Below are 24,825 nucleotides of genomic sequence, written 5' to 3'. Positions count from 1 at the left end.
CCTACTCTTAAAGAGTAGATGCTTTTGCTTGATCAATCTTAGTTCATAAACTCAACAAAACGTAATGTCTCAGCAATGATTTTTGCCATTTGATCCCGCTTTGTATAATCATTTGGCTTGAATACTCCGCCTGCCATACCGTTCATGATACCAGCCTGAGTGGCAAGGTCGAGGGCTTTTTGAGCTTCATCAGACATGTATTTAGAATCCTTATATTGCTCAGAACCCTTATTACCATCTAAATCTGCTTCATCATATCCGACATAATCCATAGCTCTAGCAATCATAATGGCTGCTTCCGCACGGGAAATTTTATCGTATGGTTTAAAGGTACCATCTTCCTTACCTTTTATAATACCTGCTTCCCACGCTGCCACAAGTTCACCATCTTTATTTACTGCTTCGTTTCCTGAAACATCTTTAAACTGACCGGCATAAGGAGCATCCGCAACTAGTCCTAAGCTTCTGGATATTAAAGCAGCAAATTCACCACGGGTCATATCGGCATCCGGAGAATAAAGTTCTGCGGTTTTCCCGTAGATTATGTGTTTAGAAGCTAATGTTTCAATATACTCCTCTGCCCAGTTCACTCCGTCATTCACATCTTTGAAGGTTTTGTCCATTTGGACGACTGCATAACGACTATTGGTCTGACTCATGATCATAGCATTGTTACCATCAAATAAAGTTGGAACAGCTCTGATGGTTCCATCTTCTTTAATCATAACCGCGACTGCTTTGCTTGGATCCACTTCTTGATCTGTCATAAGGCTACGCTTTACATATTGATCGAAGTGTGACAACTCTACTTCTTTTTCTCCATCGTTTACTACTACATTAAATTCAACGACAGGAGAAACAACTTCAAGGTCACCGAGTTCAGTTCCTGACACTTTCTTGATTACAACTCTCGCACTATCGATATTCTGTACATCCAATTCATTGATAGGAAGCATATATGTTCCGAAAGCAGTCTTTACTTCAATGACAGTTGCTTCGTTATTATCTTTCAATGCTTGAAGAACCTTGTCTGAAAGTTCTATAGCTTGAGCATCTGTGCTTAACTCGAAGGTGACTTTTTCAAATTCACCGCTGAATTTTTTCAATAGTTGTGATACTTTTTCATCGTTTAGCTTTTGAACACCAGAAACGATCAACGAGGAATCCAGATCAATCGTCAGTCTCCCATCTTCTGGTTCCGTTGGGTCTGGGTCAGTAGGTGTACCGCCGTCGTCATCTTCATTTTCAAAGTGAATTTTAGCAAGTACCGGATCATGGTCGCTTGCACGTCCATCCTCTTCACTAAAGTCAGAGTTGATGTTGACACTATCAATCATTGTCGAGTTTGCTAGATTATTTGTTACTAAAATATGATCAAGGACTTGAGAGTTTCCTTGATAGATATAAGAATATCTCTCTTTAGTAGGAAGCTTCTCCATCATATCGGTTAAAACATCGCCTTTAAGCGTCTTAAGAGGGTTGGAGAATTCAAAGTCGTTCAGGTCACCCAGAACCACGACATTCGCGTCATCAACGTTTTCGTTCACGTCTTTCACGAAGTTATTGATGATTGTAGCCTGTTTAACACGCTGTGCTTCACTTCCAAGGAAAACCGGATGTTCTGCACCGAATAATGCACCGTCTCCCCCTTTGGAGTTAAAGTGATTCGCTACGACGATGACTTTTTCACCATTGAACATGAACTCGGCAGCGAGTGGCTTACGGGAATCATCAAATGCTTCGTTCATTGGGTCGACGCGTCCCGGGTTTTGTGTAAGTCCGTTTTCATCTACATCCACCGGTGTGACCGCATCTCCAGCTTCTTTGTCTGTCAATTGAACGCGATCCGGATTATAAATGAATCCGACACGGATATTTCCGCCAGGCTGACCGCCGTCCACTTTGTCACTAGGTGCAATATCAGTGAATTCGTATGTCGGACCACCGGCTTCTTCAATCGCTTTGATGATGGCTTTATAAGAAGCACTTGCATCAGTCGTTCCATCATCCGTTGGACCGTTATTATCCTGAACTTCGACAAGGCCGACGATATCAGGGGTTTTCAAATTCTTAACGATTGATTCGGCAATCTTATCCACTTTACTTTGGTCGATTCCAGCGTAGAAGTTCTCAATATTATATGAAGCGATCGTCAAGTCTTCTTTCACCGGAGTGATGGCCGTCACTTCACGGACTGTACCTCCGTCAATGATTTCAGGGAAATCACCTGTTGGACGGATTTTGAAGTTACTGTAATCGTAGCTCACGTTTCCAGTAACGGATCCATTAAGGGTATCGCCTGTTTTGGCATTGATATTGATCCCATCGACGTCAATCAACATTCTCTCTGGATTGTAATCTTCAGGAGAAATCAATACGCCTCCCGCTCTTGTGCGGAGTTGGTCATCGCTTGTGTTTACAACGACCGAAAGTTCATCATATTCAATCGGACCTGTGATCGTGGCATCAGGAATTTCAATCAGCATTCCTTCAAGACTTTCATAGAAGTCCAAGCCGTCTGTTTCGGGATCAAATGTTTTCATTTCATCGTCTTCTACCACTTCAGTAGGCGGAACGCGGTCCTCACCCACCACAACTGCCGCAGGGACAGTGTTGCCTGAGGATTCTACCGATACAGCCGATGCAGTAATTTGAGTCGTCAGAAGATCTTTTGCATCGGAATAGCCGTCTTCTCTCCACTCTTTTACTTGTCCAGCGACGTTCACTTTGTCCCCTACGTTTACGGAACTTCCTTTCGCATAAACATAGATTCCTTCAGAAGTCGCTACATTATCGTCAGGAGTCTCTGCCTGCATGTAGAATGCACTCGAGCCAGCCTTTCCTGTCACAATCCCTTCCACGTTTGAAACGGTCATGTTTTCATAAGGAGATGTATGGGATTCTCCCTGGATATCGTGGATGCTTAAGCCGTCTGCAGATTTAAGGATTTTGTAGGTGAAAGTGGCCACTTCACTTGTGTCTCCGTCTTTTACTACGACGGCTTTGATGGTGACATCTGAAGTAAGCTCTAACGGTTCAGTATATACAGGACTCGCAGATGTAGGATCAGTTCCATCCGTTGTATAGTGAATAGACCCACCTTCCGTTGCAGTTTGAAGTGTCACCTTCGTCCCTTCGACTACAGAACCCGAAGCGGGATCAGCCGTTACAGAGAAGGCCGTTTCAATGACATCTGCCGTATTCCGAGGGACCAGTTTGTATTCGTCAAAATTATAATCAACCACTCCACGAAGGATTTCGTACGTTTTGCCAACTTCAATCATTGTCCCATCATTTGGTTTAATAACGAACTCACCCTTGCTGTCTGTTGCGGTGAAGTTACCGTTACTGTCTTTGGATTTCACAGTCACATCCGTAAATTCCACAAATATCCCTTCATGCTCTTCACCATTCTCCGCTGAGAGGTCTGTAGATGTCAGAGAAGCTGGTGATGGGACTCCCTTGTCTTCTTCTGTGATTTCTACACTTGTAGCCGTTGCTTCGATTTGCTGCATTCCATAGTAGTCTCCGAGTTTACCTTCTGCGATGACTTCATCACCCGGCTCGGCAGTGAGTCCGCTTGCACGGACGATGACGCCTGCTGTCCCGTCCTGGATGAACAGATTGATTTGTCCGCCTGCTTCAAAGACCGCGGTTGCTGTACCCTGGACTTTGACTACTGTTCCTTTAGGGGCTGTGCGGGCATCTGCTATAGTAGATAATTCAACGGGTTCTGTGTCTGAAGGAATATCTCCTGATGGATGGAAACCCAGGTAATCAATTGTGTCTTGTGGTAAAGCACTCCAATCGACTGAAGGCTCGAAGTCGTTCGTTTCATCAGAATCACCTGTGAAAACAGAGTCTTTACGAAGGAGCGTAACCTCACTTGCAAATGTAGCTGAAGAGCCTACTTGTCCGATTGAATCAATAACCGTGTCACCTTTATTTAGTGTAATAGGGTCATTTCCGTTAAAAGAAGTGACCGTACTGTCTTGAATATTTGCTTTTGCAAGAATAGCTGTACTTGCCTGCTTATTGGAAATAACCAGTACTTCTCCATTGCTTAGCGTTCCGGAGAGTTGCATCGACCTTTTATTTGTTTTATCACCGTTTATATATAGTTCTAAGGAGTAATTGTCTAAATTAATGTCTAAACCAGTTCCGTTATACAACTCAATTGCTTTATTATTACTCGAACCCTCGATATATTCCGAAATGATTAAGTCCTGAAATCCTTCCTCCGCAGCAGATACATTCTGAGGTAATGAAGGGGTCAATAAACCTAAAGCCATACCGGAAGCAACGGTTGCACTTAGCAATTGCCGCTTAATTTTTTTACTTTTCATACTCTTCCTCCTGTCCATAGTTAAATAAAGTGGAAGATTCGCCACTATTTTCAAGTATACAACAGGATTTGTCATAATAGTGTAAATTAAGAGTTAATTCTTTATTAATTGTATGCGTTTTCAATCCTTCACTATCAACCTTTACGAATGACAAAGTGGCTCACCCATTGGGTTCTATTGGATAATACTTCTTCTGTGAAAGCAGAACCCTTAATGCAAAATAAGAGAATATACCTACAGAATCATAGAAAACATCCAGGAGGCATCCAGTTCGTGAAAAGTATACCTGAGCGATTTCCGTTATGAGGGCGTATCCGATTGAGATTGGTATGACAATGAGAATTTTATTAGCTACACGACTAAGCAGCAAAGAGAATAGGAAAAAGCACATACCGTGTCCGATTTTCTGAGTGAAGTAAGTGGGAGAACCAAATGGGTAGCCTGTGAAATTCAGAAATGGATTGAAGTCAGGATGAGGGTTAAACTGGAAATGTAGTTGCTGATAAAATACCAATTCATGTACATTCTCGGTACAGGTCAAAAGGAAGATAAGAATACCAAACGATAATGTTGCAATGAATTTCATTTATTTCACCTCTTATAGCATTTTCACCATTAGAGTTTGAATATATAACTTACTCTTCTTCAAATTTATTTCTTCTCATTTTCTCCCAAGAATTTATGTTCTATTAAATAGAAAGAAACCCTTCTATGTTGATTGGCTTGACACCAAAATGTGTTTGGGGGCATGGAGATTTACACGGTCTCTATTATACTAGTGGCATACCCTGACCTAAATTAATAAGTCCGTCCCCGCCTTCCTGCATTTTTTGAAGTGAATTCCCACTTTAAATATCTTTAAAAGTATATTTACCATTATGAAAAATTGTATTGTATAATTGGACTACATCTGTTTCAACATTTTCAAACTGTTTTCCAATGACCGTTAGTATTCTATTAAAAGATAAAATAGCAAAAAGTGGGGATCAATCTTGAGAAGTGATAAACATAAAAAAAACCGTAAAAAAAGAAAATGGACAAAGGTAGTTGGTATCATCCTTCTTTTGTTCATATTAGGCGGAGGTGCATATACATACAGCATTTATCACTCCCTTAACAAAGCAGTGGAGACCATTCATTCTCCAATTGATCGGGACATGAGCTCTAAACGCACCAAAGAAATCGAATTCAATAATAAACAACCCTTCTCTGTTCTTCTTTTGGGAGTAGATGAAAGAAAAAATGATTCTGGTCGTTCAGATACCATGATTGTTCTGACTGTAAACCCTTCTGAAAAATCGGTAAAAATGATCAGTATTCCCCGTGATACTTTAACTACCATCGTTGGGAAAGGGACAGAAGATAAGATTAACCACGCCTATGCATTCGGTGGAGTGGAGATGTCTATGGATACTGTTGAGAACCTCCTGGATATTCCAATTGATTACTATGTCAAAATTAATATGGAAGGTTTTCAGGATATCGTTGACGCCGTGGGAGATGTGACCGTTCAAAATGATTTAGATTTCAGCTATGGTGGATTTGACTTCCCTGAAGGTGAGCTTACATTAAATGGGGATGAAGCACTTGCTTTCTCACGGATGAGATATGAGGACCCACGTGGAGATTTTGGCAGACAGTTAAGACAGCGCGAAGTCATTCAAGCGGTCATCCAAAAAGGGGCCAGCGTATCAAGCCTGTGGAAATTTGACGATATCTTTGATGCTTTGGGAAGTAACATCAAGACGAATCTAACATTTGAAGAAATGGTCGATATTCAGAAGCACTATAAAGATGCGTCTAAAGACATTCAACAAATTCAAATTAAGGACGGGCATGGAGAAAAGATTGATGGAATCTACTATTATCTCATCCCGGATGAAGAATTGAATTCAATTCAGACAACGTTACAAAAACATTTAGATATTTAACTCGGAGAGGAGCTTATGCTTCTCTTTTTTCTTATTAAGGTGTTTTTTAGACAAAAAAATAAACCTATGTGTTAGGCTATCGTTCTCCTCAAACCGAATTCGGTAACTGGCAAGCATAGTCTCCTGACCTTAGCCCCTGTAGTTTTGCGTCACCACTTTTCAATGGGTTTGCCTTTGTCGGACGGTTTACTATTATTATCTTTCGCTCATCCAAAAATCCGTTTTCGTGGAGTATGGAATACTTTTATATATATTACTTTCTCTTCGCTTTTAAAGAACTTTATTCCAAAGAACTTTAATGGTGTCCAAAGTTCTTTCATATAATAGACCGGCAATAGTCTCCCTCCCTCAACATTTTATATTTATTTCCATATTTCTATGATAAGGTAACTAGTCTGAATTATCTATCAATTTTAAAACCTATATATCGACACTTTCAGACAATAAAGGAAAAGGATAATTATTGTTATACAGATGGTGTCGACTTTTGATTCGGTAAGTTCATTGCTCTTCATATTGAAGTATACCCCTCCTGATAGGAAGTATAGTTTCTATTACCTTTTTGACGTAGAATGGGCTGTTCGCTGAAACGGTTCCGTTGTATGCCATATTCACAGATTACCAGCTTTCAAGTTCCATAGAGTTTAATTCCCTATGCGGAAGTCCGTCCCTCTTCCATTTTCCCCTTCCACCCATTACACTGAAGGAAATACGATGATAAAGGATGATTGGATGAACAGTTTTGTTGAGAGGGTTGAGCCTTATTTTTTGAGTGAGGACCCGTTTGTGCAGAGGTATGCGATTGAGATGTTGGAGGATACTTATTTACCTGAAGGAAATACATTTTTGATGGGGTTGAAAGCCGTTGACCGTGGACCGGTATCGAGATATTCATCCCCTGTTCTTCCTAATTTATTGTACCTGCCACTGGATGAAGATGGCATGAAAGAAGTAATCAATCGATTAAATGGCATGAATAAACAGGATAAAAACCGACTGTTTTACACTCAATTCGTTACAAACGCCAGCACTGAATTATTAATTACATATAGAAAAGAAGTAAAAGCATTTGTTGGTGAGGAACAGTTAAAAAAAGTAGAGAAGCTTCCTTCTTTAACGGTAGAAGGGCTATATATGGCATTGGCTGACGTTATGGTCTACCTGGATGAACATGAGTTTAATCAAGGCCTTTATGATCATGGAAAAAGAATCATCAAAGAGCTTGTTAAAAAAGGCGGCATTGAAAGCTGGGAAGTACAGAATGGACTTCAGAACAATATGGATGAAAAGGAGTTTTTCGGATTTGAAGGTATTTATCAAGTCTACATGGCCGGTGAAATCCAGGAAGAAAGTGTTGTCCCTCAATTAGCCAGTCTCTTCAAAAATGAAGAAGAAGGTGACTTTTTATTTGAGGAAACAGCAAATGCCCTGGTCAAAATAGGGACGGACCTTGTAGTGCGGGAAGTTGAAAAAATAGCCCTATATGGGAATACCTACTTCTACACTCTGGACGTACTGGGCAGGATCAAATCTAAAGAAGCCGAAAAGGCACTATTAAGACTGTTTAATCAAACAGATGACCTTATTGCCAAAACGATCATTGCAGATAATCTATGTCGGCAATTATCAATAGACGCCATCCCTATGATAGAGGACTTTATTGAAACGGGGTATGATGATGGGTTGTTTTGTTTAGAAGAATCTCTGTATGTCAATTGCGTCATGAATGGGATTCAACACCCCAAACTTTCAGAATGGAGACACTTGCTGGAGATAATGGAACTTGAAATGTTAAATGAGCCACCTGCGTTTATTCCGCAACCCGTCATAAAAGAAGAAAAAATCGGACGCAACGACCCATGCCCGTGTGGAAGCGGGAAGAAATATAAGAAGTGCTGCCTATAATAGATGAGGGACGGACCTCCGCATTTTCATGCGGAAGTCCGTCCCTATCACGTTTCACTATTGAATTATGGTGAAAATCGAGGTCCGTCCCTCTACTCCATCCACTCCGGCTTGCCGAATCCTTTGAATTCTTGGTCGATGGTTTTTTCGAATTGGTCGGCTTCGACGACGGCTTTGATGTCTTTGGCGAGTTGTGAGTCGACGTCTTTCGTGTTCATGACTACGCGGTTTCGGTATTGGTCAGGCATGTCCTCCAGTTGCAGGGCATCGAGTAGGTCCATGTCTGCTGCCAGTGCATAGTTCCCAGGAACTGCTGATAGATCGACACTGTCGACTGCCCTTGGAAGCTGTGCCGCTTCGATCGGCTTGAACTGAAGGTTTTTCACATTTTCATCAATGTCTTTTTCGGATACGGTCAATGGATCCGTGTCCGGCTTCAACGTGATCAGCTTGGCGTCCTCAAGGATTTGAAATGCACGTGCCGCGTTTGTCGGATCATTCGGGATCGCGATGGCACTGCCTTCTTTGATGTCCTTGATGGAATCGAACTTCTGTGAGTAAATTCCCATCGGAGCCGTTGGTACGACAATGACTTCGGACAGGTCCATGTTATGCTGCTTCGCGAAGGTTTCCATATAAATTTTGTGCTGGAAGAGGTTCGCATCCAGGTCCCCCTGTGCCAGTGCGTTGTTCGGCTGTATGTAATCACTAAATTCTTTCACTTCCACCGTATAGCCTTTTTCTTCAAGACCGGGCTTGATCGCTTTGGTCACCATATCACTGTATGGGCCGGATGTGGCCCCGATGGTCACTTCTTTTTTATCTTCCGAGCTTGCCTCTTCTCCGCCGCAGGCAGCCAGTAAGCTCACTGTTACCGCTAATGCTACAAATAATATCCACTTTTTCACTTGTTGTTCCCCCTATAGTTGTTATCGTTTATCGACTAATCGTGCAAATATATCACCCGTATATTGGATGAGTTGAACTAAACAAATCAGGATGACGACGGTCGTGATCATCACCGTATTGTCATAGCGGTAGTATCCGAAGCGAATCGCAAGATCCCCGACTCCTCCGCCGCCTACGATGCCGGCCATGGCAGAATAGGCGACTAAACTGATCGTTGTAATCGTGATCGCCTGAATGACGGCCGGACGCGCTTCCGGTAACAGCACGTCTTTGATGATCATCCATGGACTCGCTCCAACTGAAACCGATGCTTCAATGACTCCCTTGTCAATTTCTCTTAAAGACGTTTCTACCATTCTCGCAAAAAACGGAATGCCCGCAACCGAGAGTGATACCGATGCCGCCGTCGGTCCGATGGTTGTCCCGGTCAATAGTTTGGTTAAGGGTAAGAGTGCGACTAATAGAATAATGAATGGAACCGAGCGGACCATGTTCACCACGAATCCGACGACCTTTTTAATGAAACTATTTTGCAGGAACAGTCCCTTGTCTGTGACGAACAGAAGAATCCCCAACGGCAGTCCCACTATGATCGCTACCGCCAGCGAAATCCCCACCATATACACCGTTTCAAAAAAGGCTTTATTCAATTCTGGCAGTATAGCAGTCAATGAATCAGGCAGCATCCTCCAGCACCTCCAGGCTTTGTGTCTTCGCTGTAATATAACGAATCGTCGCTTCGATTTCGTCAGCTGATCCAATCAATTCCATAATGAATATCCCAAGTGGGACATCCTGAATATATTCAATCTTGCCGTGAAGGATATTCCCCCGCACCTTGTAGCGCTGAAACACCTCTGATACGACGCTTTCCTCGGCGATGGATCCTTTGAACTGAATCTTGATGAGCTTTCCTTTTCTCGATTCCACCAGATGCTGAGGCAGTTCGAATTGGAGAATCGTTTCGATGAACTGCTTCGTCAAAGGCTGTTTTGGTTCGGCAAACAGGTCATACACGGGACCTTCCTCCACGATCTTCCCGTCCTGCATCACAGCCATCCGGTCGCAGATTTCTTTGACGACTTCCATCTCATGGGTGATAAGGACAATCGTCAATCCCAGTTCCTTGTTGATCTTTTTCAACAGCTTTAAGATCGATTTGGTCGTATTCGGATCGAGGGCAGATGTTGCTTCGTCACAAAGTAGTACGGATGGGTTGTTTGCAAGGGCCCTCGCGATTCCTACCCTCTGCTTTTGTCCGCCGCTGAGTTGAGCAGGATACGAATCCGCTTTATCTGAGAGACCGACCATCTCGAGGAGCTCGGTGACTCTCGGCTTGATTTCCCCTTTTGGTACATGTGCCGCTTTCAAGGCAAAGGCCAGATTGTCAAAAACCGTCTTCGATTTGATCAGGTGAAAGTGCTGGAAGATCATGCTCGTTTTTTGACGGGCAAGTCTTAACTCCTTGGATGTGAGCTTCGTGAAATCCTGTCCATCGATGATGATTTCCCCGGATGTCGGGGTTTCAAGTAAATTCAGGCAGCGAATGAGTGAGCTCTTCCCCGCTCCGCTGTACCCGACGATCCCGAAGATCTCCCCTTTTTTGATGGTGACAGAGACGTTGTCGACACCGACCACCGTTTGCTTTTTCGTTTTGTACGTTTTTACTAGATTCCGAATCTCGATCAATGTGCACACCCCTTTTTCTCCAATAAAAAATGCCTCTTTCAACTGAAAGAAGCATCGCCTGTTTATCTCGACTTATCTTTCAGAATGAAATCATTCTGCAGGAATTAGCACCGTTCCATTTCTGGAGGTTGCCGGACGTCATAGGGCCTGATCCCTCGGTCACTCTTGATAATTGAATGTATGTAATTTTCAAAAATTTATCTTATAGAGGATAATACTGGGTATGGGACGGGAAGTCAATAGGGGATTTTGAGGGTGATTTTATGTAAGCGTTATCTTTGTTGTCCCCTCAGTGTTTACTATTTTTCTCAAAAAAACCAATCTTTCTAAGCAGGTCTCTTCACAATCAAAAATGTCCCCCATTAAGGAGGACACTTCCACTCGCTACATCACATCATAATCCGTCACATTACGTTCCACCACCCGGGCACCTTCCACACTCACAAATGCGCCCGTCGAACTTGCAAACACATTGGTCGCAATCAGGTTGTCCATCGCGGCTTTCACTGCCACTGTATCGATCGGATCGATCGGGTCATTGATGGATAACTTCGCCGACTTCCCGGTTTCCGTTTTAAATTCCAGTTCCAATACTTTCGCCATCGTTTATACCTCCTTCCCATGTGATATCACTCACTTTCTCTTACTCATTAATGTCAAAACTCTGGAGCTTCTCGACGTTGAAAAGCGCTTTGGATGAAAGACTTGCGATGGATAACGCCGCACTGTTCATCTCATCAGCTGATGCCAGGGCATTGATGTAGCTGTACGATTTGTACGCGAACTTAGGCTTGCCTTTCTCATCCTGGCCGTCATTGTAAGCAAGACGAATTCTCGTCGACTTCAGATCCGCTGTTGCCATGTACCTCACCTCCTTTCACCCTTTATATAGGCGAAGGCGAGGCAGAAAGACACCTTCCATAAAAATATTGTGGCATTAAACAATTCAGAGAAGAATATTATAGGTGAATATACCCACCCCCAAAAAGGAGAATATGATGATAAATGACCCTATAAGTGTTGTCATACCAACCTATAACCGACCATTATCCTTATGTGAGCTATTGGAAAGTCTCATCCGGCAAACACATCCGCCGACGGAAGTAATCATAGTGAACGATGGTGGTGAGAATGTAGATTTTGTAAAGCCTCTCTATCCGGAATTAGAGGTGACGATTCTGAATCCATTCCCGAAACCACATCACGTAACGGCCAGAAACCTGGGTATTCAGGCTGCAAGAGGCTCATATATTCTTTTATGTGATGATGATGACATGCTGCTTCCCCAGCATATTGAAGAATCGATGAAATTAATGAGAGAAGAAAATGTGGATTTCGTGCATAGTGACGCTGAAATATTTGATTTCAGAGTAGAAAATGGCGTTAGAGTTCCCAAGAGTCAAAAGCTTTTTGCCTATCACTATACGTTAGACGACATGAAGAAATTCTCGACCTACATCCCCTCAGGAACAATTTATCGACGAGATATCCATCAAGTCATTGGGCATTTAGATCCTGAGATGAACAACTACTGGGATTGGGACTTATTTTTGCGGGTGTACGAGACATTCAATATACGAAGGTTGCCCATGGCAACGGTCCTTTACGCGTACGGCCACACGAGTAACTCTGCGGCCCCTGCTAAAATGCGTCACTACCTGGACAAACTTTGTGCCAAACATAACTTGAACCCACTCCCCACCAACAACTTCTGGACCCTGCTCCAAGAACCCGAACTGCTCGCGCGGAAAGCATCCTCCCATAGAAAATGGGACGGCCAACCGATCCGCTCCCGCTATAACAGAGGGACGGACCTCCACTCCTAGCACCAGCTCCTAAGAATGAAGGTCCGTCCCTCAAATGGTTTATGCTTCTATTTCCCGATAATGCTTCCTGCGAAGGATGCGAAATCTGAATGTGAGATAAAGGATGGTCCCTCCCATGGCAACACATAAGAAGATGAGGGTGAACATCACATTATGCCACATGAACGCATAATCCCCTGTGGAGATGATCGCCCTGAATGCATTGATCGTATACGTCATCGGCAGGAAGTTTGAGAAATGCTGCAGGAATTCAGGTACCAGTTCGATCGGATAGGTTCCTGCACTGCTCGTTAATTGTAAAATCAAGATGAGGATCCCGATGAATCTCCCTGGATTATCAAGGGATGTGACCAGGAATTGGACGATGGATAAGAACGTCCAGCTCGCCAGGATACTCATCATGATAAAGAGCGGGATACTGGTCACTTCAAGGCCGAGTCCCCATAAAAGAATGGAATCTGCCAGCAGTGCCTGGAAAACCCCTGCAAACATGAGAACGCCGAATTTCCCGATGAACCAACCGAACCCGCTTCTCGGCGTGACAGCCGGTTCCCTCATTGGGAAGATGATCGAAATCACGAGGGCACCGACAAATAAGCTGAGTGACAGGAAGTACGGGGTGAAGCCCGTTCCATAGTTTGGTACATCGTGGATCGGTTTGTCTGTAAGCTTGACTGGTTTTGCGAACATATCATAAATATCGTCATTGGCGTTGACGTCATTCGCATCCTCGGCACCGTCCGCAAGCTTGTTTTTCAGCTCGGATGATCCATCCGTCAGCTTATTCAGGCCGTCTGTCAGATCCGTTGAACCGTCTGATAGTTTTCCAAGACCCGAGGATAGATCTGTCGATCCGTTCCGGAGTTCTCCCAGACCGCTCATAAGATCCTTGAATTTGGATGAGAACATCCCCAGTCCTTCTGACAGGTCATCGGATCCTTTCGAAAGCTCCCCAAGTCCGTTATACAGTTTCCCGGTTCCGTCATATAAGCCGCCGAGACCGTTGACGAGCTGATCGGAGCCTGTAGATAAGCGGCTTGTTCCATCGGCGAGATCGGATGATCCTTTGGCGAGTTTCGCGGATCCTTCTTGAAGGGCATCGGTTCCATTGTCGAGTTTACCGAGGCCTGTCGTTAATGCGGTGCTTCCGTATTCGAGTTGCTGGACCCCTGTTTGGGCCTCACCTAATTTTTCACTGAATTGAGAAAGACCGGCAACGAGCTGACTCTGACCATCAGCCAGTCGATTTGCTCCATCTGACAGCTTCTGCTGACCATCTGTAATCTGACCGAATCCGTTTAAGATCTTTGACTGGCCATCAGACACCTCTTTAGCACCCGATGACAGATCTTCGGATTTAGACTGCAGCACCGTTGCGTTGTCTGAAAGCTGCTGCAATCCTCCACTTACCTTTTGGCTGCCTCCCGTCAATTGACCAAGGGATGATTTGAGTTTCTGCAGTCTTTTCTTTTGAGCAGGATCCTGTTCCTGTTGGATCAGGGTATCGACATTGGCCGTTGCTTCCTTAAGCCCCTGACTGACCTGATCTGAGCCTGCTTTTGTATCGCTGGCGCCGTTTTTAAAATCAGTAGCTTTGCCAGATAATAATTCTGCCCCATCCGCTACCTTTTTAGAGCCTTCTGCCAAAGCAGGTAAGTTACTATTCATTTCATTTAATCCGGCCAGTGACTCCTGAAGGCCCCCTGCAAGATCCTGTGCGCCTTTCTGTGAGTCCTTCGCCCCGTTCAGAAGTTCTTGATTCCCTTCTGTCATTTGCGTGACGGCTGCATCAAAGGATTGTAGCCCGTCCGACACTTTTTTAGAGCCCGTATAAGCTGAATCGACACCTGTTGAAAAAGCAGTGGACTTCCCGGCGAGTTCCTGAAGCTTTTCATTTAACGTCTGAGCTCCGCTATTCACGCTGTTGATCCCGCCGTTCAGGTCTTCTGCGCCGCTTTGTGCTTTGCCGATATTTTCTTTCAGTGCACCTGCTCCGCTTTGGGCTGAATTGACGCCATTTTCAAGCTTATCGGCACCCGCCGCAACGGATCCGACCCCGTCATCGAGTTTATTCGCTCCCGATTCGGCATCTCCCAGTCCGTCCGACAGTTTATTGGCACCTTCATGGGCCGAGTCGATCCCGTCATGAAGGTCATCGGATCCAGAGGAGGCATCGCCAAGCTTATCATTTAGCTCGCCTGCGCCGTCACTTGCTTCAGTCAGTCCGTCCCCAATCTCCTTGATTTGGTCAAACATCGATTCGGCATAGGTCTTCGTGACCGCACCCGATACCTCTTCCTTGATCTTCTCGATAGCCGAGTCTCCTATTTTGGAAGAAATATAGTTTGAGCCTTGATTGGCCGTATAGACCAATTCCAGTTTCTCGGGATGGACGTCCTCAAGGGTCGTCGCATGTTCGGAGAAATTCTCGGGGATTTCGATTTTCAAATAATAATCCCGGTTTTCAAGGCCCTTATCGGCTTTCTCTTCATCTACGAATCTCCAATCGAATGTGTCGTTCTCTTTCAAATCTTCTACAAAATCTGTTCCTATTGTCAGTTCTTCGCCGTTAAAGTCGGCACCTTTGTCATTGTTGACGACGGCAACAGGGAGCTGATCCACCTGTCCGTACGGATCCCAGAATGCCCATAAGAATGTTCCACTGTATAATACAGGGATAAACAATACGGCTAAGACGGCAATCAACAATGTCTTATTCGTAAAAATGTTACGAAATTCACCCTTCAGCGAACGCAATCCTTTCATTTTATCAACCCTTTCGAATATATGACTATCTTCACCATTTGGTCAAAAGGACTCTAAAAAAAGAAAGGACCATTTACGTGGATAATCCTTTCAGTAAATAATCCTCCATGATTGCGGCGATTTTTTCAGACGATAGGGGTGGATGATTCCGTTCCCAATCGGACACAAGTGAAATGTATACCTTCAACAAGATGAATGAAATGATTTCCGTATCACAAGGCTTGATCTGCCCACTCTCCATAGCCCGATCAATCTTGCTCTTTACATAGGCGATCAATTCATTTTCAATATGATGAAGCATTTCCTCCACTGCGCGGGTACCGATCTGTTTCTCTTCCTCGATCAGCTTAAGCATCAGCTGATGATCGGTCCGGTACTCAAGAAGCGTAATCAATGCCTCATGGACATTTTCATAAAAGCTGTTGTCAGGTTGGATGGCAAGATCTGCTGACGATTTCATTTCCCTTACCATGCCATACACGATTTCTTGGAACAGTTCATCCTTATTCTTAAAGAACGTGTAGATTGTCCCTTTCCCGACATTCGCAAGCTTCGCTACCTGATCCATCGTCGTTGCCTTATATCCGAACAGCGAAAAAGACTTCGTCGCCGCTTCCACAATCAACTCTCTTCGATCAATAGACATCCTTTCATAAACCCCCTGACCAAATCAGTGTTTCGTTCAAACCCATTCTAAAACCCACTATAACATCTTCCCGGAATAGATTCAAAGAAGAGAGGGACGGACCTCCATTCCTAGCACCAGCTCCTAGGAATAAAGGTCCGTCCCTCAAATGTTAATACAGTTTTCCCTGTCGATATAGGACCGTCGAGAGTTTCATGACGGAGTGGATGTAGCAGTTCTGTCGGAGGGGGAATGGGTCTCCGAAGAAGAGGGGCAGGACGGTATCCAGGGTGGTTTTCATTTTGTCGTAGAGGAGGTTGAAGACTTCTTCCTCTGTGTAGAACTGGGTTTCCCTGCCCTGCAGCCATTCGAAGTAGGAGACGATCACCCCTCCGGCATTGGCGAGGATATCAGGGATGATGATGACCCCCTTATCACTCAAGTACGAATCCGCTTCTGTCGTGATCGGCGCATTCGCTCCTTCGACGATGATCCCGGCTTTCACCTTCCCTACATTATCCTTATGCACCTGATCTTCAAGGGCAGCAAGCATCAGAACGTCAACGTCCAGATAAAGGACCTCATCTCGCTCTTGAATTTCCGCCTTTACGCCCATTTCCTTCAACTGGCCGTCTTCAGTCGGCAGGTCACCCTTATTCTTCATCGTGAACTCGACCAGAGCCGGAATATCCAGGCCATCTGCATTGTACAGTGTCACATTCCGGTCGCTAACCGCCACCACTTTGTTTTGCAAATGAGTGGACTGATGGGCTTCAAGGGCTGCCACCGAGCCGACGTTCCCGAATCCCTGGACGGCGATTGTCAGGGGTCTGTCCTCATAATCAAGGGCCGTTTTCGCAAACACATTATCCGTCTTCGTCAGCAGGCTCTTCTGTTCCTTCACGAAATTATGGACGAGATAACGGAATGTAAAGAATACGCCTTTCCCAGTCGCTTCCCGGCGGCCAAGGGACCCTCCATTCACGACGCTTTTCCCGGTAAAGCTTCCTCTATAGGGCATTCCGGGACGAATGCTCTTGTATTCGGCCATCATCCAGTCCATTTCCCGTTCACCGGATCCCATATCAGGAGCCGGGATATCCTTATCAGGTCCGAGGATATCACTGAAGTACTGCACATATTTCCTCGCGATCAAATGAAGCTCCTTCTCGGAATACTCGCGGGGATTCAGGATGATCCCGCCTTTCCCGCCTCCAAACGGTACGTCATGAAGGGCATTCTTCAACGTCATCAACGACGCCAGGTTCACGACCTCTTCCTCATTGACCGACTCATGGAAACGGATCCCTCCCTTATACGGCCCGAGGGCATTGTTATGCTGAACCCGGAACGCCGGGATCCGGACGACCTTCTCATCATCCAGCGGAATCCTTAAATACGATTTATGTACGTGATTAGGCGTCGACAGGATCGACGTCAATGACGTAAACGCTTTCTTTCTGTTCTCACCTTTCACTTCCGGCAAAAATGACTGGTCCTCTAGTAACGCATCCAATGATTTTTGAACGATATCTCTCGTTTGGCTGATCAATATGGGTCCCTCCTATTGGTTTGAAGAAAATATTGGTATTTAGTATAGGATTACCCTCTTTGGGGTGGTTAAAAACGACTAATTTCTTATGCAGCCTGGAAATTTCACTATGATAAAAGCCACACGTTTCAATAGTTGCTTGGAGATTATTGTATCCCTGAGCAGCAGAAAAGAGACATCCTCTAAATAGGGTGCCTCTTGTGACTTTAAAAGATCAATATTCTACCAACTGTCATAACGCAATATTCCATTTTCTAAGCTTAATAATTCTCCCGCGCTTCCTTCCTCCACTTTATAAGGTTCACCGCTCTGAATGACAGTGTCAACTATGTCAGCGAATTGTTCCCTTGTGTACTTTTTAGACTTATAGGACATGAGATCGATAAAGAGCTCTTTATATTCAACAGGGGCTCCAGATACGAGTGAAACGGTGGCGATGATTTTCCTTCCGATGATGACATTTGACACATCCGAGTTTGGAGTATAATAAAACCGCGCTCCATATTTTCTCGCAATGTCGTCATATCCTTTTCCGATTTTATAGATACTGAAATCGCGACTTAGTTTAAATGTATGGCCGTTAGGATCTGTCATTGTAAATTCCATCGGGTACAGCTCATCTTCCGGACTGCTCTCATCAACGCTTTCTTCTTTTTCTTTTGTCAGCGGAACGCTTGAGTTCACTTCTTTCGGTTTCGAAGCTTGTTCTTCTCTGCGCTTTTGGGCCACTCTCTCTTCTTCCGTACGCTTATTTTCTTCAGCTTCTGCCTTTGCCACTAGCTGCTGAAACTCGGCTTTTGCCGTGTTGATTTCTTTTTCCATCCTGGCAGCCATTTTTTTGTTTTCCAGACGGTTAACCTGGCTCATTACATCCTCTGACTTTAGTTCGAATTCTCTGGCATCCACCGATTGTTCCACAGCCATTTTTTTAAGATCTTGAACATCCTTTTGGAGACTCGTATAGTTCTTAAACTCTTTCTCAAGGGTACTCATTTGAGCGGAATATTCACCTATGAATGCATTAAGGGACGCATTTCCCCTTTGATCGAATTTCTTTAAAATTCCAGTCAGATCACTTTTCAACCGTGATATTTTCTCACCTAGATCTTTTTCAAACACGTTTTGAGAAAGAACTTTGTTCACATCATTGATTTGGTTTTGGAGCTCATTGACCTGAGGTACGGCTTGATGATAGATATCTATTTCCCTCATCATGGAGGACAACTCTTCTTTGTCAGAGGATGCTTCCACCTTTTCCAATGATGATTGAGCCGACTTCATTTTGGACTCTTTTATCGGATTCAACAATTGCCCTTCTTCAGTACTCTGCAGATTCCCTTCCATCTCTTCATAAACCGCTTGGATTTCCTTCTCTGCCAGAACATATTGTTCTTGTTCCCGCTCTTTCTCTGTTTCTGAAATGATATAAACGGTAAGTAATGAAAATACGAAAATACCAAGTGCTGCTGCAACGAGACCACCCCATTTACCCCCTTTCCATATTCCCCTCTTAGAAGGTGATGTAGGCTGATGATTGAGAAGGGTGGTATGAATCCGTTCTTTCGCTGATTCGTTCATTTGTAAGGGTGGAAGCTCTTTTTTTATATTTTCTTCGTTAATTTTCTTCATTTATTTCTCCTCCTGTTATGGATTGTAATTTTTTACACGCCCGGTGAAACGTGATCCGGACTTTATTTTCCGTCCACCCGAGAATCGAAGCTGTCTCCTTTACGTCAAAGCCATTTATTCCTTTTAGAATCAAAACATCACGATAATTGGATTTTAGTTGATTGATAGATGACAGGAGCTCCCGACTACCTTCGTTTAGAAAATATAAAGATTCAGGGGTTTCTAATGAGGCGCCTTCATGGCTAATGGGTGAAAATGAAGTAAAGGACCACTTACACCTGTTCCTTTTTCTAAGTTCATCCAGCGCAAGATTTCTTGCAATGGAGTATAACCACGTTTTCGGATTGGCTTTCCCTTCAAATGCTTCTATTGAGTTAAGTGCCCGAATGAACACTTCCTGAACCAGATCCTCCACATCTCCAGAACCCATGCGATAGACAAGAAACGTATAGATGGAATCACTGTAATGTTGAAACCAATCTGCAACCAACCTATTGTCAGACATCCCATTCCCCCCGTTTTTCCTTTATATACATTAGACGATTCTCACCCTTCAAATATTTCATTTATTTGGATATTTTTTCATTTTATTTACAAATTCATCATTTAGATTGACAAGCCCTTCCTTTTTCTATCCTTTTACCAAAATAAAGGAAACCTTGACAACCTCCCCCAATATACTATAATTGTATTATTTATATTCCGACTAAACTAATAAGAATTATAAGATAAGGGGTGATGAAATGTTCATCGAGATCAACCATTTAAATAAGCAATATCTTGATAAGACGGGTAAGCCCACTGAAGTGCTAAAAGAGATTAATCTCGAGATTGATAAGGGTGAATTCGTATCCATCCTCGGTCCATCGGGTTGCGGGAAATCCACCCTCCTTTCGATTGTGGCAGGATTGACCGACTCTACATCGGGAGAAGTCCTTGTAGACGGAAATCCGATAAAGAAACCCGGAAAAGACCGGGGCATGGTCTTTCAGCAGGCTGCGCTATTCCCGTGGCTGAATGTCCGGGATAACGTCACATTTCCCCTAAAAAAGGAAATGTCCAGGAAAGAAGCAAGGGCCCAGGCCGCCAAATATTTACATATGGTCCAGCTCGGAAACTATCAGGATCATTATCCTCATGAGCTGTCCGGCGGGATGCAGCAGCGGGTGGCCATTGCCCGTGCCCTCTCCATGAATCCGGAGATCCTGCTCATGGATGAACCATTCGGCGCCTTGGATGAACAGACCCGCTCCCGCCTCCATCATCAGCTTGAAACGATCTGGATGGAAACAAAGAAGACCGTCCTCTTCGTCACTCACAGTATCTCGGAGTCTATCAAGCTATCAGACCGGATCATCGTCATGGGGACCCGGCCCGGAACGATTCTAGCCGATATCAAAGTGGATCTCCCTCGTCCACGGGATGCCCATAAAGAAGAAATGGTAAAAATCGAAGAACATATCATGAGTTATTTAAAGAAGGAAATCGACAAAGTGATAAGTGAGGAATTGGCCTATGAACACCGCTCTTAAACGCATCATCTTCTTCGCCCTCATCATCGGCCTTTGGGAATCCGGGTCACGATTGGGATTCTGGACGGAAATCATTCTTCCATCGCCTACATCCGTTTTCCATTCACTCTACACAGGCATTGCCGATCAGACCCTTATCATCGATCTGATCGCGAGCTTCAAACGGCTTTTCATCGGCCTTGGGATCTCGTTAGTCATCGGCACAAGCATCGGCGTGCTTCTGGCAAAATCAAAAACCGCCGACGATACCCTCGGATCTTTGCTTCTCGCATTTCAGAGTGTACCGAGCATCGTCTGGCTGCCACTGGCCATCATGTGGTTCGGACTCAATGAAAAAGCCGTCATATTCGTGGTTATCCTCGGGGGAACATTCGTCATGGCCCTGAATATCCGGATGGGGATCAAAAACGTCTCCCCCCTCTTTTTGAAAGCCGCACAAACGATGGGCTCGAGGGGATTGGACTTATTCATCCGGGTCATCTTCCCGGCTTCGATCCCCTATGTTGTCACCGGATCGCGCCTTGCCTGGGCATTCGCCTGGCGGGCACTGATGGCAGGCGAACTCCTCAGTACCGGTCCGGGGCTTGGATACACGCTCCGCTACGCCTCGGATTTCGGAGACATGAGCCTTGTGATTGCCGTCATGATCATCATCGGTGTCATCGGGGCCATCGTCGATCAATTGCTTTTCCAGCGAATCGAGAAATCCGTCATCAAACGTTGGGGATTGGAATCATAACCAAATTTGCGGGTCACCCGCTATTAGGAGGATAAATAATGAAAAAGATGTTTTTACTTGTCACGATTTTCTTCACATTCCTTGGGATTCTCGCCGGCTGCGGGACTGAAAAGAGTTCAGGTGGCGACGTCAGCAAAAAAGTCGTCATCGGCTACTTCCCGAATATTAACCACGTACCGGCTATGGTTGCGAAAGACAAAGGATTTTATGAAAAAGAACTGGGGGACGGCACGAAGGTTGAGTACAAAACGTTCCCGGATGGTTCTTCGTTCATGACTGCCTTGAAAACAGGTGACATCGATGCGGGTCTTGTAGGACCTGGTCCAGCCATGAATAACTATATGACCGGAGCGGACGTGAAAATCATCGGAGGCGGATCGACGGGCGGAACCGTGGTTCTTGCAAGTAAAGAAAGCGGCGTGAAGTCCGTTAAGGATTTTGCAGGCAAATCGTTCATCACTCCGGCAGTCGGTTGTACCCATGATGTCCAGGTGGAAACGTTCCTCGGCGAGCACGGAATCGAGTCCCAGCGTATCGGGGGCACGATGAAACATGTAACCGGGAACCCAGCTCAGTATGCGAATATCCTAAAGTCAGGTAAAGTCGACATTGCCGTCGCACCTGAACCTTGGGCAGCCGTGATCCAGCAGGAAACCGGCGCCAACATCATCATCGATCATGATGAAATTTCCTTCGGGGAAACACTACCTGCTTCCGTACTCGTGGCCTCAGGAAAATCGGTAAAAGAAAATCCGGACACCATCCAAAAGATCGTTGATGCCCATAAAAAAGCGACTTCATATATAGAAGAAAATCCTCAAGAAGCCAAAGAAATCACGATCAAAGACGTAAAAGAAGTCACCGGTCAGGAACTGAGTAAAGAAGTTGTCGACCAGGCATGGGAACGAATCGGATTCACCTACAAAGTGGATTCAGACGCAGTCCAGGCATTCGCGGACTCATCCTACGAACTCAAATTCCTGAAAGAAAAACCGGAATTCACCGATCTCATCGACAAACAATTCATCGACTAACGAGCAAGGTCCGTCCCTCCACGCTAGAGGGACGGACCTCTATTATAGAAGGAGGTAGCGCAGTGGGTGTGAAGTCTATGTTATCTATTGTCGCTCTAGGTTTTCTACTGCTAGGTGGATGTCAGGGTCAGGATGTGGAGGAGTCGTTTCCGATGAAGGTCGAGGTCGGGGACTTGACCGCGGTTGATCAGGACGGGGAGAAGACGTCATTGGCCGCTCTCAACAAAGAGAAGATCCTCGTAGCCGATTTTATTTTCACGAATTGTGATACGGTCTGCCTGCCGATGACGGCGAATATGGCGAAGCTTCAGAAGAAGATTGCGGAGGAAGGACTTGAAAATGAAGTCCAATTGGTTTCAATCAGCGTCGACCCGGAGCATGACACGCCGGATGTGCTGAAGGAATACAGCAGCCGGTATGAATTCGATGACGGGAACTGGAGCTTCCTGACGGGATACTCCCGGGATGAGATTGAACACTTCGCTAATGTGTCGTTTAAAACTCCTGCAGCAAAGGTCGAGGGGTCGAATCAGTTTGTGCACGGGACCTCTTTTTATCTGGTGAGCGAGAACGGCGTAATGTTGAAGCAGTATGAAGGGGTGTCGAATCCGCCTTATGAGGAAATGATTGAAGATATGGAGCGATTGAAGTGACCTTTCCGGGTGGTTCGGGGAGGTTTTTTGTTTGATTGAGGATTTTTTGGGATTAAGGGAGGTTATTCTTCCATTGTAACCGGACTTTTTCATATCCTTCTCACGTCTATTTCAGGAATCATGCCACTTTCGGGAAGGATCAAGCGTGATTTAGGATTTTCATGCGGTATGAAAATTTTTCATGCCCGCTACACGGGAATCATGCCGAATTTCAATTAATCATGCCGACTTGTCGAAAAATCTCTGCCCTGCATCTAAACTCCCCACCCAATAACCCCCAAAACCCCATGCCTTCCTTCTCATTTATCTTTCATCCCCCCTTCCTATGCAGGAAAATCCAGCATCCTTACCAAATACTACTCATCAGGATACATCACACAGGAGGGATCACTCATGCACACGGGGGAAATCATTCGTTTTTACAGGGAAAAAGCAGGTCTGACCCAGTCTCGGCTCGGAGAGGGCATATGTACCACGACACATGTGAGTAAGATCGAACGGGGAAAAACAGCTTATTCGGATGAGATCATCTCCCTTTTTTCTGAACGGCTCGGGATTGATATCCATCATGAAATCGAGACATTCCAACACCTTGAAAAGCAGCTCGACCTCTGGCATAACAGTATCATTATGAGAAGGATGAATCTTGTGGAGAAGATCAAAGCACAGCTGGAGAAGTCCGCTTTTCTTGAATCCTCCAAGTATGGTACCCATTTTCACCTGCTCATGGCGAGGTACTATATCTTACATCAAAAAACGGAAGCAGCTTGTGCCATTCTCGATTCCATCAATCCTTTGAATCTACCGGCTTTTGAAAGCAATCTCTTTCATCATGTCCAGGGGATCATCTATATCAATCGAAACTCGGATGAGAACCAGCAGAAAGCCATCAACGTGTTACAAAAAATCGATATGAATGACTACCATAATCATGAATGCTATTATCATTTATCCATTGCCTACCAATGCGTTGGGAATAAGGTCATGGCATACTTCTATGCGGAGAAAGCACTGGGTTATTTTAAAGAGACGAATAATTACCTTGGTTCCATTAAAGCAGAGTCCGTCATGTTGCTGCAATTAAGTGGTGAAAACCATTTGACCGAAAGGTACCGGAATCTGATCGAGGATTGTGATTCCCTCGGATTCCTTGAGCAAAAAGGAATGCTATTGAACAACTTAGGCTATGAGTATTACAATCGAGGCGATTTTTCACGGGCCAGCCGCTCCTTCAAGGAAGCACTCAAGCTTGCGGAAAAAGGCTCACTCACCTACTTGAGAAGATTGTGCAATTTTACGGATGCCTGCATGGAAGGTAAGCTGTGCACCGATAAAGAGCTGGAGAAGCACATCCACCTTGGGCTCCAATTAAGCAAACGTTTGAAAAGCTCTTTATTTCTTAAGCTGTTCGAACTGTTCTCCCTCAAAAAGAACCAGTGCCGGGATGAATATGTCTCCTATTTGGAACGTGAAGCACTGCCCTATTTTATCGAAACAAGGAACCTGCTGCTGATCGAACGGTATGGAAAGGTGCTTTATGATTACTATGTGGAAAGAGAGCAGCTGAACAACGCCATCCTGTTGACCAGGCAGCTGGAAACAAGCCGTTGAAGAACTCTGTCGATAAAATGAAAAAATAGGAAAATTCCGTCGAAATACATGATATACTGTTAGAAATAGGTATTTGGA

The 24,825-nt window shown here is 44.7% G+C and carries 20 protein-coding genes and 2 riboswitches; of the genes, 8 read left to right on the top strand and 12 right to left on the bottom strand.

The window, feature by feature from the left end; translation table 11 throughout:
• Window positions 1–38: 38 nt before the first annotated feature.
• Window positions 39–4,346, bottom strand: coding sequence for a DUF8508 domain-containing protein (locus BVI01S_RS12710; protein WP_061810415.1), 4,308 nt, complete (start codon window positions 4,344–4,346; stop codon window positions 39–41).
• A 160-nt stretch (window positions 4,347–4,506) separates the two neighbouring features.
• Window positions 4,507–4,932 (bottom strand): VanZ family protein, encoded by a 426-nt coding sequence (locus BVI01S_RS23285; RefSeq protein ID WP_061810414.1) that lies wholly within the window; start codon window positions 4,930–4,932, stop codon window positions 4,507–4,509.
• A gap of 406 nt (window positions 4,933–5,338) precedes the next feature.
• Between BVI01S_RS23285 and tagU the strand changes: the two genes are divergently transcribed.
• Both tagU and BVI01S_RS23160 read left to right on the top strand, forming a co-directional pair.
• Window positions 5,339–6,277, top strand: a complete 939-nt coding sequence (gene tagU, locus BVI01S_RS12700; RefSeq protein ID WP_061810412.1) for a polyisoprenyl-teichoic acid--peptidoglycan teichoic acid transferase TagU — start codon at window positions 5,339–5,341, stop codon at window positions 6,275–6,277.
• 98 nt (window positions 6,278–6,375) lie between these two features.
• A riboswitch (cyclic di-GMP riboswitch) is annotated at window positions 6,376–6,460 on the bottom strand.
• Window positions 6,461–7,009: 549 nt separating this feature from the next.
• The gene (locus BVI01S_RS23160; protein WP_280512997.1) at window positions 7,010–8,182 is read left to right on the top strand and encodes a YecA family protein; all 1,173 of its coding nucleotides are present in this window, start codon (window positions 7,010–7,012) and stop codon (window positions 8,180–8,182) included.
• 92 nt (window positions 8,183–8,274) lie between these two features.
• Here BVI01S_RS23160 and BVI01S_RS12690 read toward each other — a convergent pair whose 3' ends face one another.
• From BVI01S_RS12690 to BVI01S_RS12670, 5 genes are all read right to left on the bottom strand, one after another.
• On the bottom strand, window positions 8,275–9,090 hold the full coding sequence (locus BVI01S_RS12690) for a MetQ/NlpA family ABC transporter substrate-binding protein (RefSeq protein ID WP_061810410.1): 816 nt from the start codon (window positions 9,088–9,090) through the stop codon (window positions 8,275–8,277).
• 21 nt (window positions 9,091–9,111) lie between these two features.
• Window positions 9,112–9,777 carry a methionine ABC transporter permease gene (locus tag BVI01S_RS12685; RefSeq protein ID WP_061810409.1) on the bottom strand — a complete coding sequence of 222 codons (666 nt, stop codon included), beginning with the start codon at window positions 9,775–9,777 and terminating at the stop codon, window positions 9,112–9,114.
• Window positions 9,767–10,780, bottom strand: a complete 1,014-nt coding sequence (locus tag BVI01S_RS12680) for a methionine ABC transporter ATP-binding protein (RefSeq protein ID WP_061810408.1) — start codon at window positions 10,778–10,780, stop codon at window positions 9,767–9,769. The genes BVI01S_RS12685 and BVI01S_RS12680 overlap by 11 nt, the downstream gene beginning before the upstream one ends.
• A 69-nt stretch (window positions 10,781–10,849) precedes the next feature.
• Window positions 10,850–10,955, bottom strand: a riboswitch (SAM riboswitch).
• Between the two features lie 209 nt (window positions 10,956–11,164).
• Window positions 11,165–11,383 (bottom strand): DUF2922 domain-containing protein, encoded by a 219-nt coding sequence (locus BVI01S_RS12675; RefSeq protein WP_061810406.1) that lies wholly within the window; start codon window positions 11,381–11,383, stop codon window positions 11,165–11,167.
• A 40-nt stretch (window positions 11,384–11,423) separates the two neighbouring features.
• The gene (locus tag BVI01S_RS12670) at window positions 11,424–11,642 is read right to left on the bottom strand and encodes a DUF1659 domain-containing protein (protein ID WP_060672475.1); all 219 of its coding nucleotides are present in this window, start codon (window positions 11,640–11,642) and stop codon (window positions 11,424–11,426) included.
• A gap of 136 nt (window positions 11,643–11,778) precedes the next feature.
• Here BVI01S_RS12670 and BVI01S_RS12665 point away from each other — a divergent pair, with 136 nt between their 5' ends.
• A complete protein-coding gene (locus BVI01S_RS12665) occupies window positions 11,779–12,606 on the top strand; it encodes a glycosyltransferase family 2 protein (RefSeq protein WP_061810405.1) in 828 nt (275 codons plus the stop codon).
• 39 nt (window positions 12,607–12,645) lie between these two features.
• Here BVI01S_RS12665 and BVI01S_RS12660 read toward each other — a convergent pair whose 3' ends face one another.
• From BVI01S_RS12660 to BVI01S_RS12640, 5 genes are all read right to left on the bottom strand, one after another.
• Window positions 12,646–15,372, bottom strand: a complete 2,727-nt coding sequence (locus BVI01S_RS12660; protein ID WP_061810404.1) for a YhgE/Pip domain-containing protein — start codon at window positions 15,370–15,372, stop codon at window positions 12,646–12,648.
• A 73-nt stretch (window positions 15,373–15,445) separates the two neighbouring features.
• Window positions 15,446–16,018 carry a TetR/AcrR family transcriptional regulator gene (locus BVI01S_RS12655; protein ID WP_061810403.1) on the bottom strand — a complete coding sequence of 191 codons (573 nt, stop codon included), beginning with the start codon at window positions 16,016–16,018 and terminating at the stop codon, window positions 15,446–15,448.
• 151 nt (window positions 16,019–16,169) lie between these two features.
• On the bottom strand, window positions 16,170–17,549 hold the full coding sequence (locus BVI01S_RS12650) for a Glu/Leu/Phe/Val family dehydrogenase (RefSeq protein ID WP_061810401.1): 1,380 nt from the start codon (window positions 17,547–17,549) through the stop codon (window positions 16,170–16,172).
• 222 nt (window positions 17,550–17,771) lie between these two features.
• Window positions 17,772–19,178: a coiled-coil domain-containing protein gene (locus BVI01S_RS12645; RefSeq protein WP_061810399.1), complete on the bottom strand. Its 1,407-nt coding sequence runs from the start codon at window positions 19,176–19,178 to the stop codon at window positions 17,772–17,774.
• The gene (locus BVI01S_RS12640; RefSeq protein ID WP_061810397.1) at window positions 19,165–19,683 is read right to left on the bottom strand and encodes an RNA polymerase sigma factor; all 519 of its coding nucleotides are present in this window, start codon (window positions 19,681–19,683) and stop codon (window positions 19,165–19,167) included. Before BVI01S_RS12640 ends, BVI01S_RS12645 begins: the two co-directional genes overlap by 14 nt.
• Before the next feature lie 238 nt (window positions 19,684–19,921).
• On the opposite strand from BVI01S_RS12640, the gene BVI01S_RS12635 reads away from it, so the two are divergent.
• The 5 genes from BVI01S_RS12635 to BVI01S_RS12615 all read left to right on the top strand — a co-directional run bounded on the left by BVI01S_RS12635 (window position 19,922) and on the right by BVI01S_RS12615 (window position 24,747).
• Window positions 19,922–20,710, top strand: a complete 789-nt coding sequence (locus BVI01S_RS12635) for an ABC transporter ATP-binding protein (RefSeq protein ID WP_061810394.1) — start codon at window positions 19,922–19,924, stop codon at window positions 20,708–20,710.
• Entirely contained in the window at window positions 20,694–21,449 is a 756-nt protein-coding gene (locus BVI01S_RS12630; protein ID WP_061810393.1) for an ABC transporter permease, read from the top strand. Before BVI01S_RS12635 ends, BVI01S_RS12630 begins: the two co-directional genes overlap by 17 nt.
• Before the next feature lie 38 nt (window positions 21,450–21,487).
• The gene (locus BVI01S_RS12625) at window positions 21,488–22,483 is read left to right on the top strand and encodes an aliphatic sulfonate ABC transporter substrate-binding protein (RefSeq protein WP_061810392.1); all 996 of its coding nucleotides are present in this window, start codon (window positions 21,488–21,490) and stop codon (window positions 22,481–22,483) included.
• A 62-nt stretch (window positions 22,484–22,545) separates the two neighbouring features.
• Window positions 22,546–23,136 carry an SCO family protein gene (locus BVI01S_RS12620; RefSeq protein WP_244886937.1) on the top strand — a complete coding sequence of 197 codons (591 nt, stop codon included), beginning with the start codon at window positions 22,546–22,548 and terminating at the stop codon, window positions 23,134–23,136.
• Window positions 23,137–23,529: 393 nt separating this feature from the next.
• The gene (locus tag BVI01S_RS12615; protein ID WP_061810391.1) at window positions 23,530–24,747 is read left to right on the top strand and encodes a helix-turn-helix domain-containing protein; all 1,218 of its coding nucleotides are present in this window, start codon (window positions 23,530–23,532) and stop codon (window positions 24,745–24,747) included.
• The last annotated feature ends 78 nt before the right edge of the window (window positions 24,748–24,825 follow it).

The sequence above is a fragment of the Rossellomorea vietnamensis NBRC 101237 genome, assembly GCF_001591825.1.
Taxonomy (GTDB): Bacteria; Bacillota; Bacilli; order Bacillales; family Bacillaceae_B; genus Rossellomorea; species Rossellomorea vietnamensis.
This window is presented reverse-complemented; position numbering and strand designations above follow the sequence as displayed.

Coding starts and splice junctions, on each gene's coding strand:
- BVI01S_RS12710 (WP_061810415.1), bottom strand. CDS start 4,346: ATGAAAAGTAAAAAAATTAAGCGGCAATTGCTAAGTGCAACCGTTGCT.
- BVI01S_RS23285 (WP_061810414.1), bottom strand. CDS start 4,932: ATGAAATTCATTGCAACATTATCGTTTGGTATTCTTATCTTCCTTTTG.
- BVI01S_RS23160 (WP_280512997.1), top strand. CDS start 7,010: ATGAACAGTTTTGTTGAGAGGGTTGAGCCTTATTTTTTGAGTGAGGAC.
- BVI01S_RS12685 (WP_061810409.1), bottom strand. CDS start 9,777: ATGCTGCCTGATTCATTGACTGCTATACTGCCAGAATTGAATAAAGCC.
- BVI01S_RS12675 (WP_061810406.1), bottom strand. CDS start 11,383: ATGGCGAAAGTATTGGAACTGGAATTTAAAACGGAAACCGGGAAGTCG.
- BVI01S_RS12670 (WP_060672475.1), bottom strand. CDS start 11,642: ATGGCAACAGCGGATCTGAAGTCGACGAGAATTCGTCTTGCTTACAAT.
- BVI01S_RS12665 (WP_061810405.1), top strand. CDS start 11,779: ATGATAAATGACCCTATAAGTGTTGTCATACCAACCTATAACCGACCA.
- BVI01S_RS12660 (WP_061810404.1), bottom strand. CDS start 15,372: ATGAAAGGATTGCGTTCGCTGAAGGGTGAATTTCGTAACATTTTTACG.
- BVI01S_RS12655 (WP_061810403.1), bottom strand. CDS start 16,018: ATGTCTATTGATCGAAGAGAGTTGATTGTGGAAGCGGCGACGAAGTCT.
- BVI01S_RS12645 (WP_061810399.1), bottom strand. CDS start 19,178: ATGAAGAAAATTAACGAAGAAAATATAAAAAAAGAGCTTCCACCCTTA.
- BVI01S_RS12640 (WP_061810397.1), bottom strand. CDS start 19,683: ATGTCTGACAATAGGTTGGTTGCAGATTGGTTTCAACATTACAGTGAT.
- BVI01S_RS12635 (WP_061810394.1), top strand. CDS start 19,922: ATGTTCATCGAGATCAACCATTTAAATAAGCAATATCTTGATAAGACG.
- BVI01S_RS12630 (WP_061810393.1), top strand. CDS start 20,694: ATGAACACCGCTCTTAAACGCATCATCTTCTTCGCCCTCATCATCGGC.
- BVI01S_RS12625 (WP_061810392.1), top strand. CDS start 21,488: ATGAAAAAGATGTTTTTACTTGTCACGATTTTCTTCACATTCCTTGGG.
- BVI01S_RS12615 (WP_061810391.1), top strand. CDS start 23,530: ATGCACACGGGGGAAATCATTCGTTTTTACAGGGAAAAAGCAGGTCTG.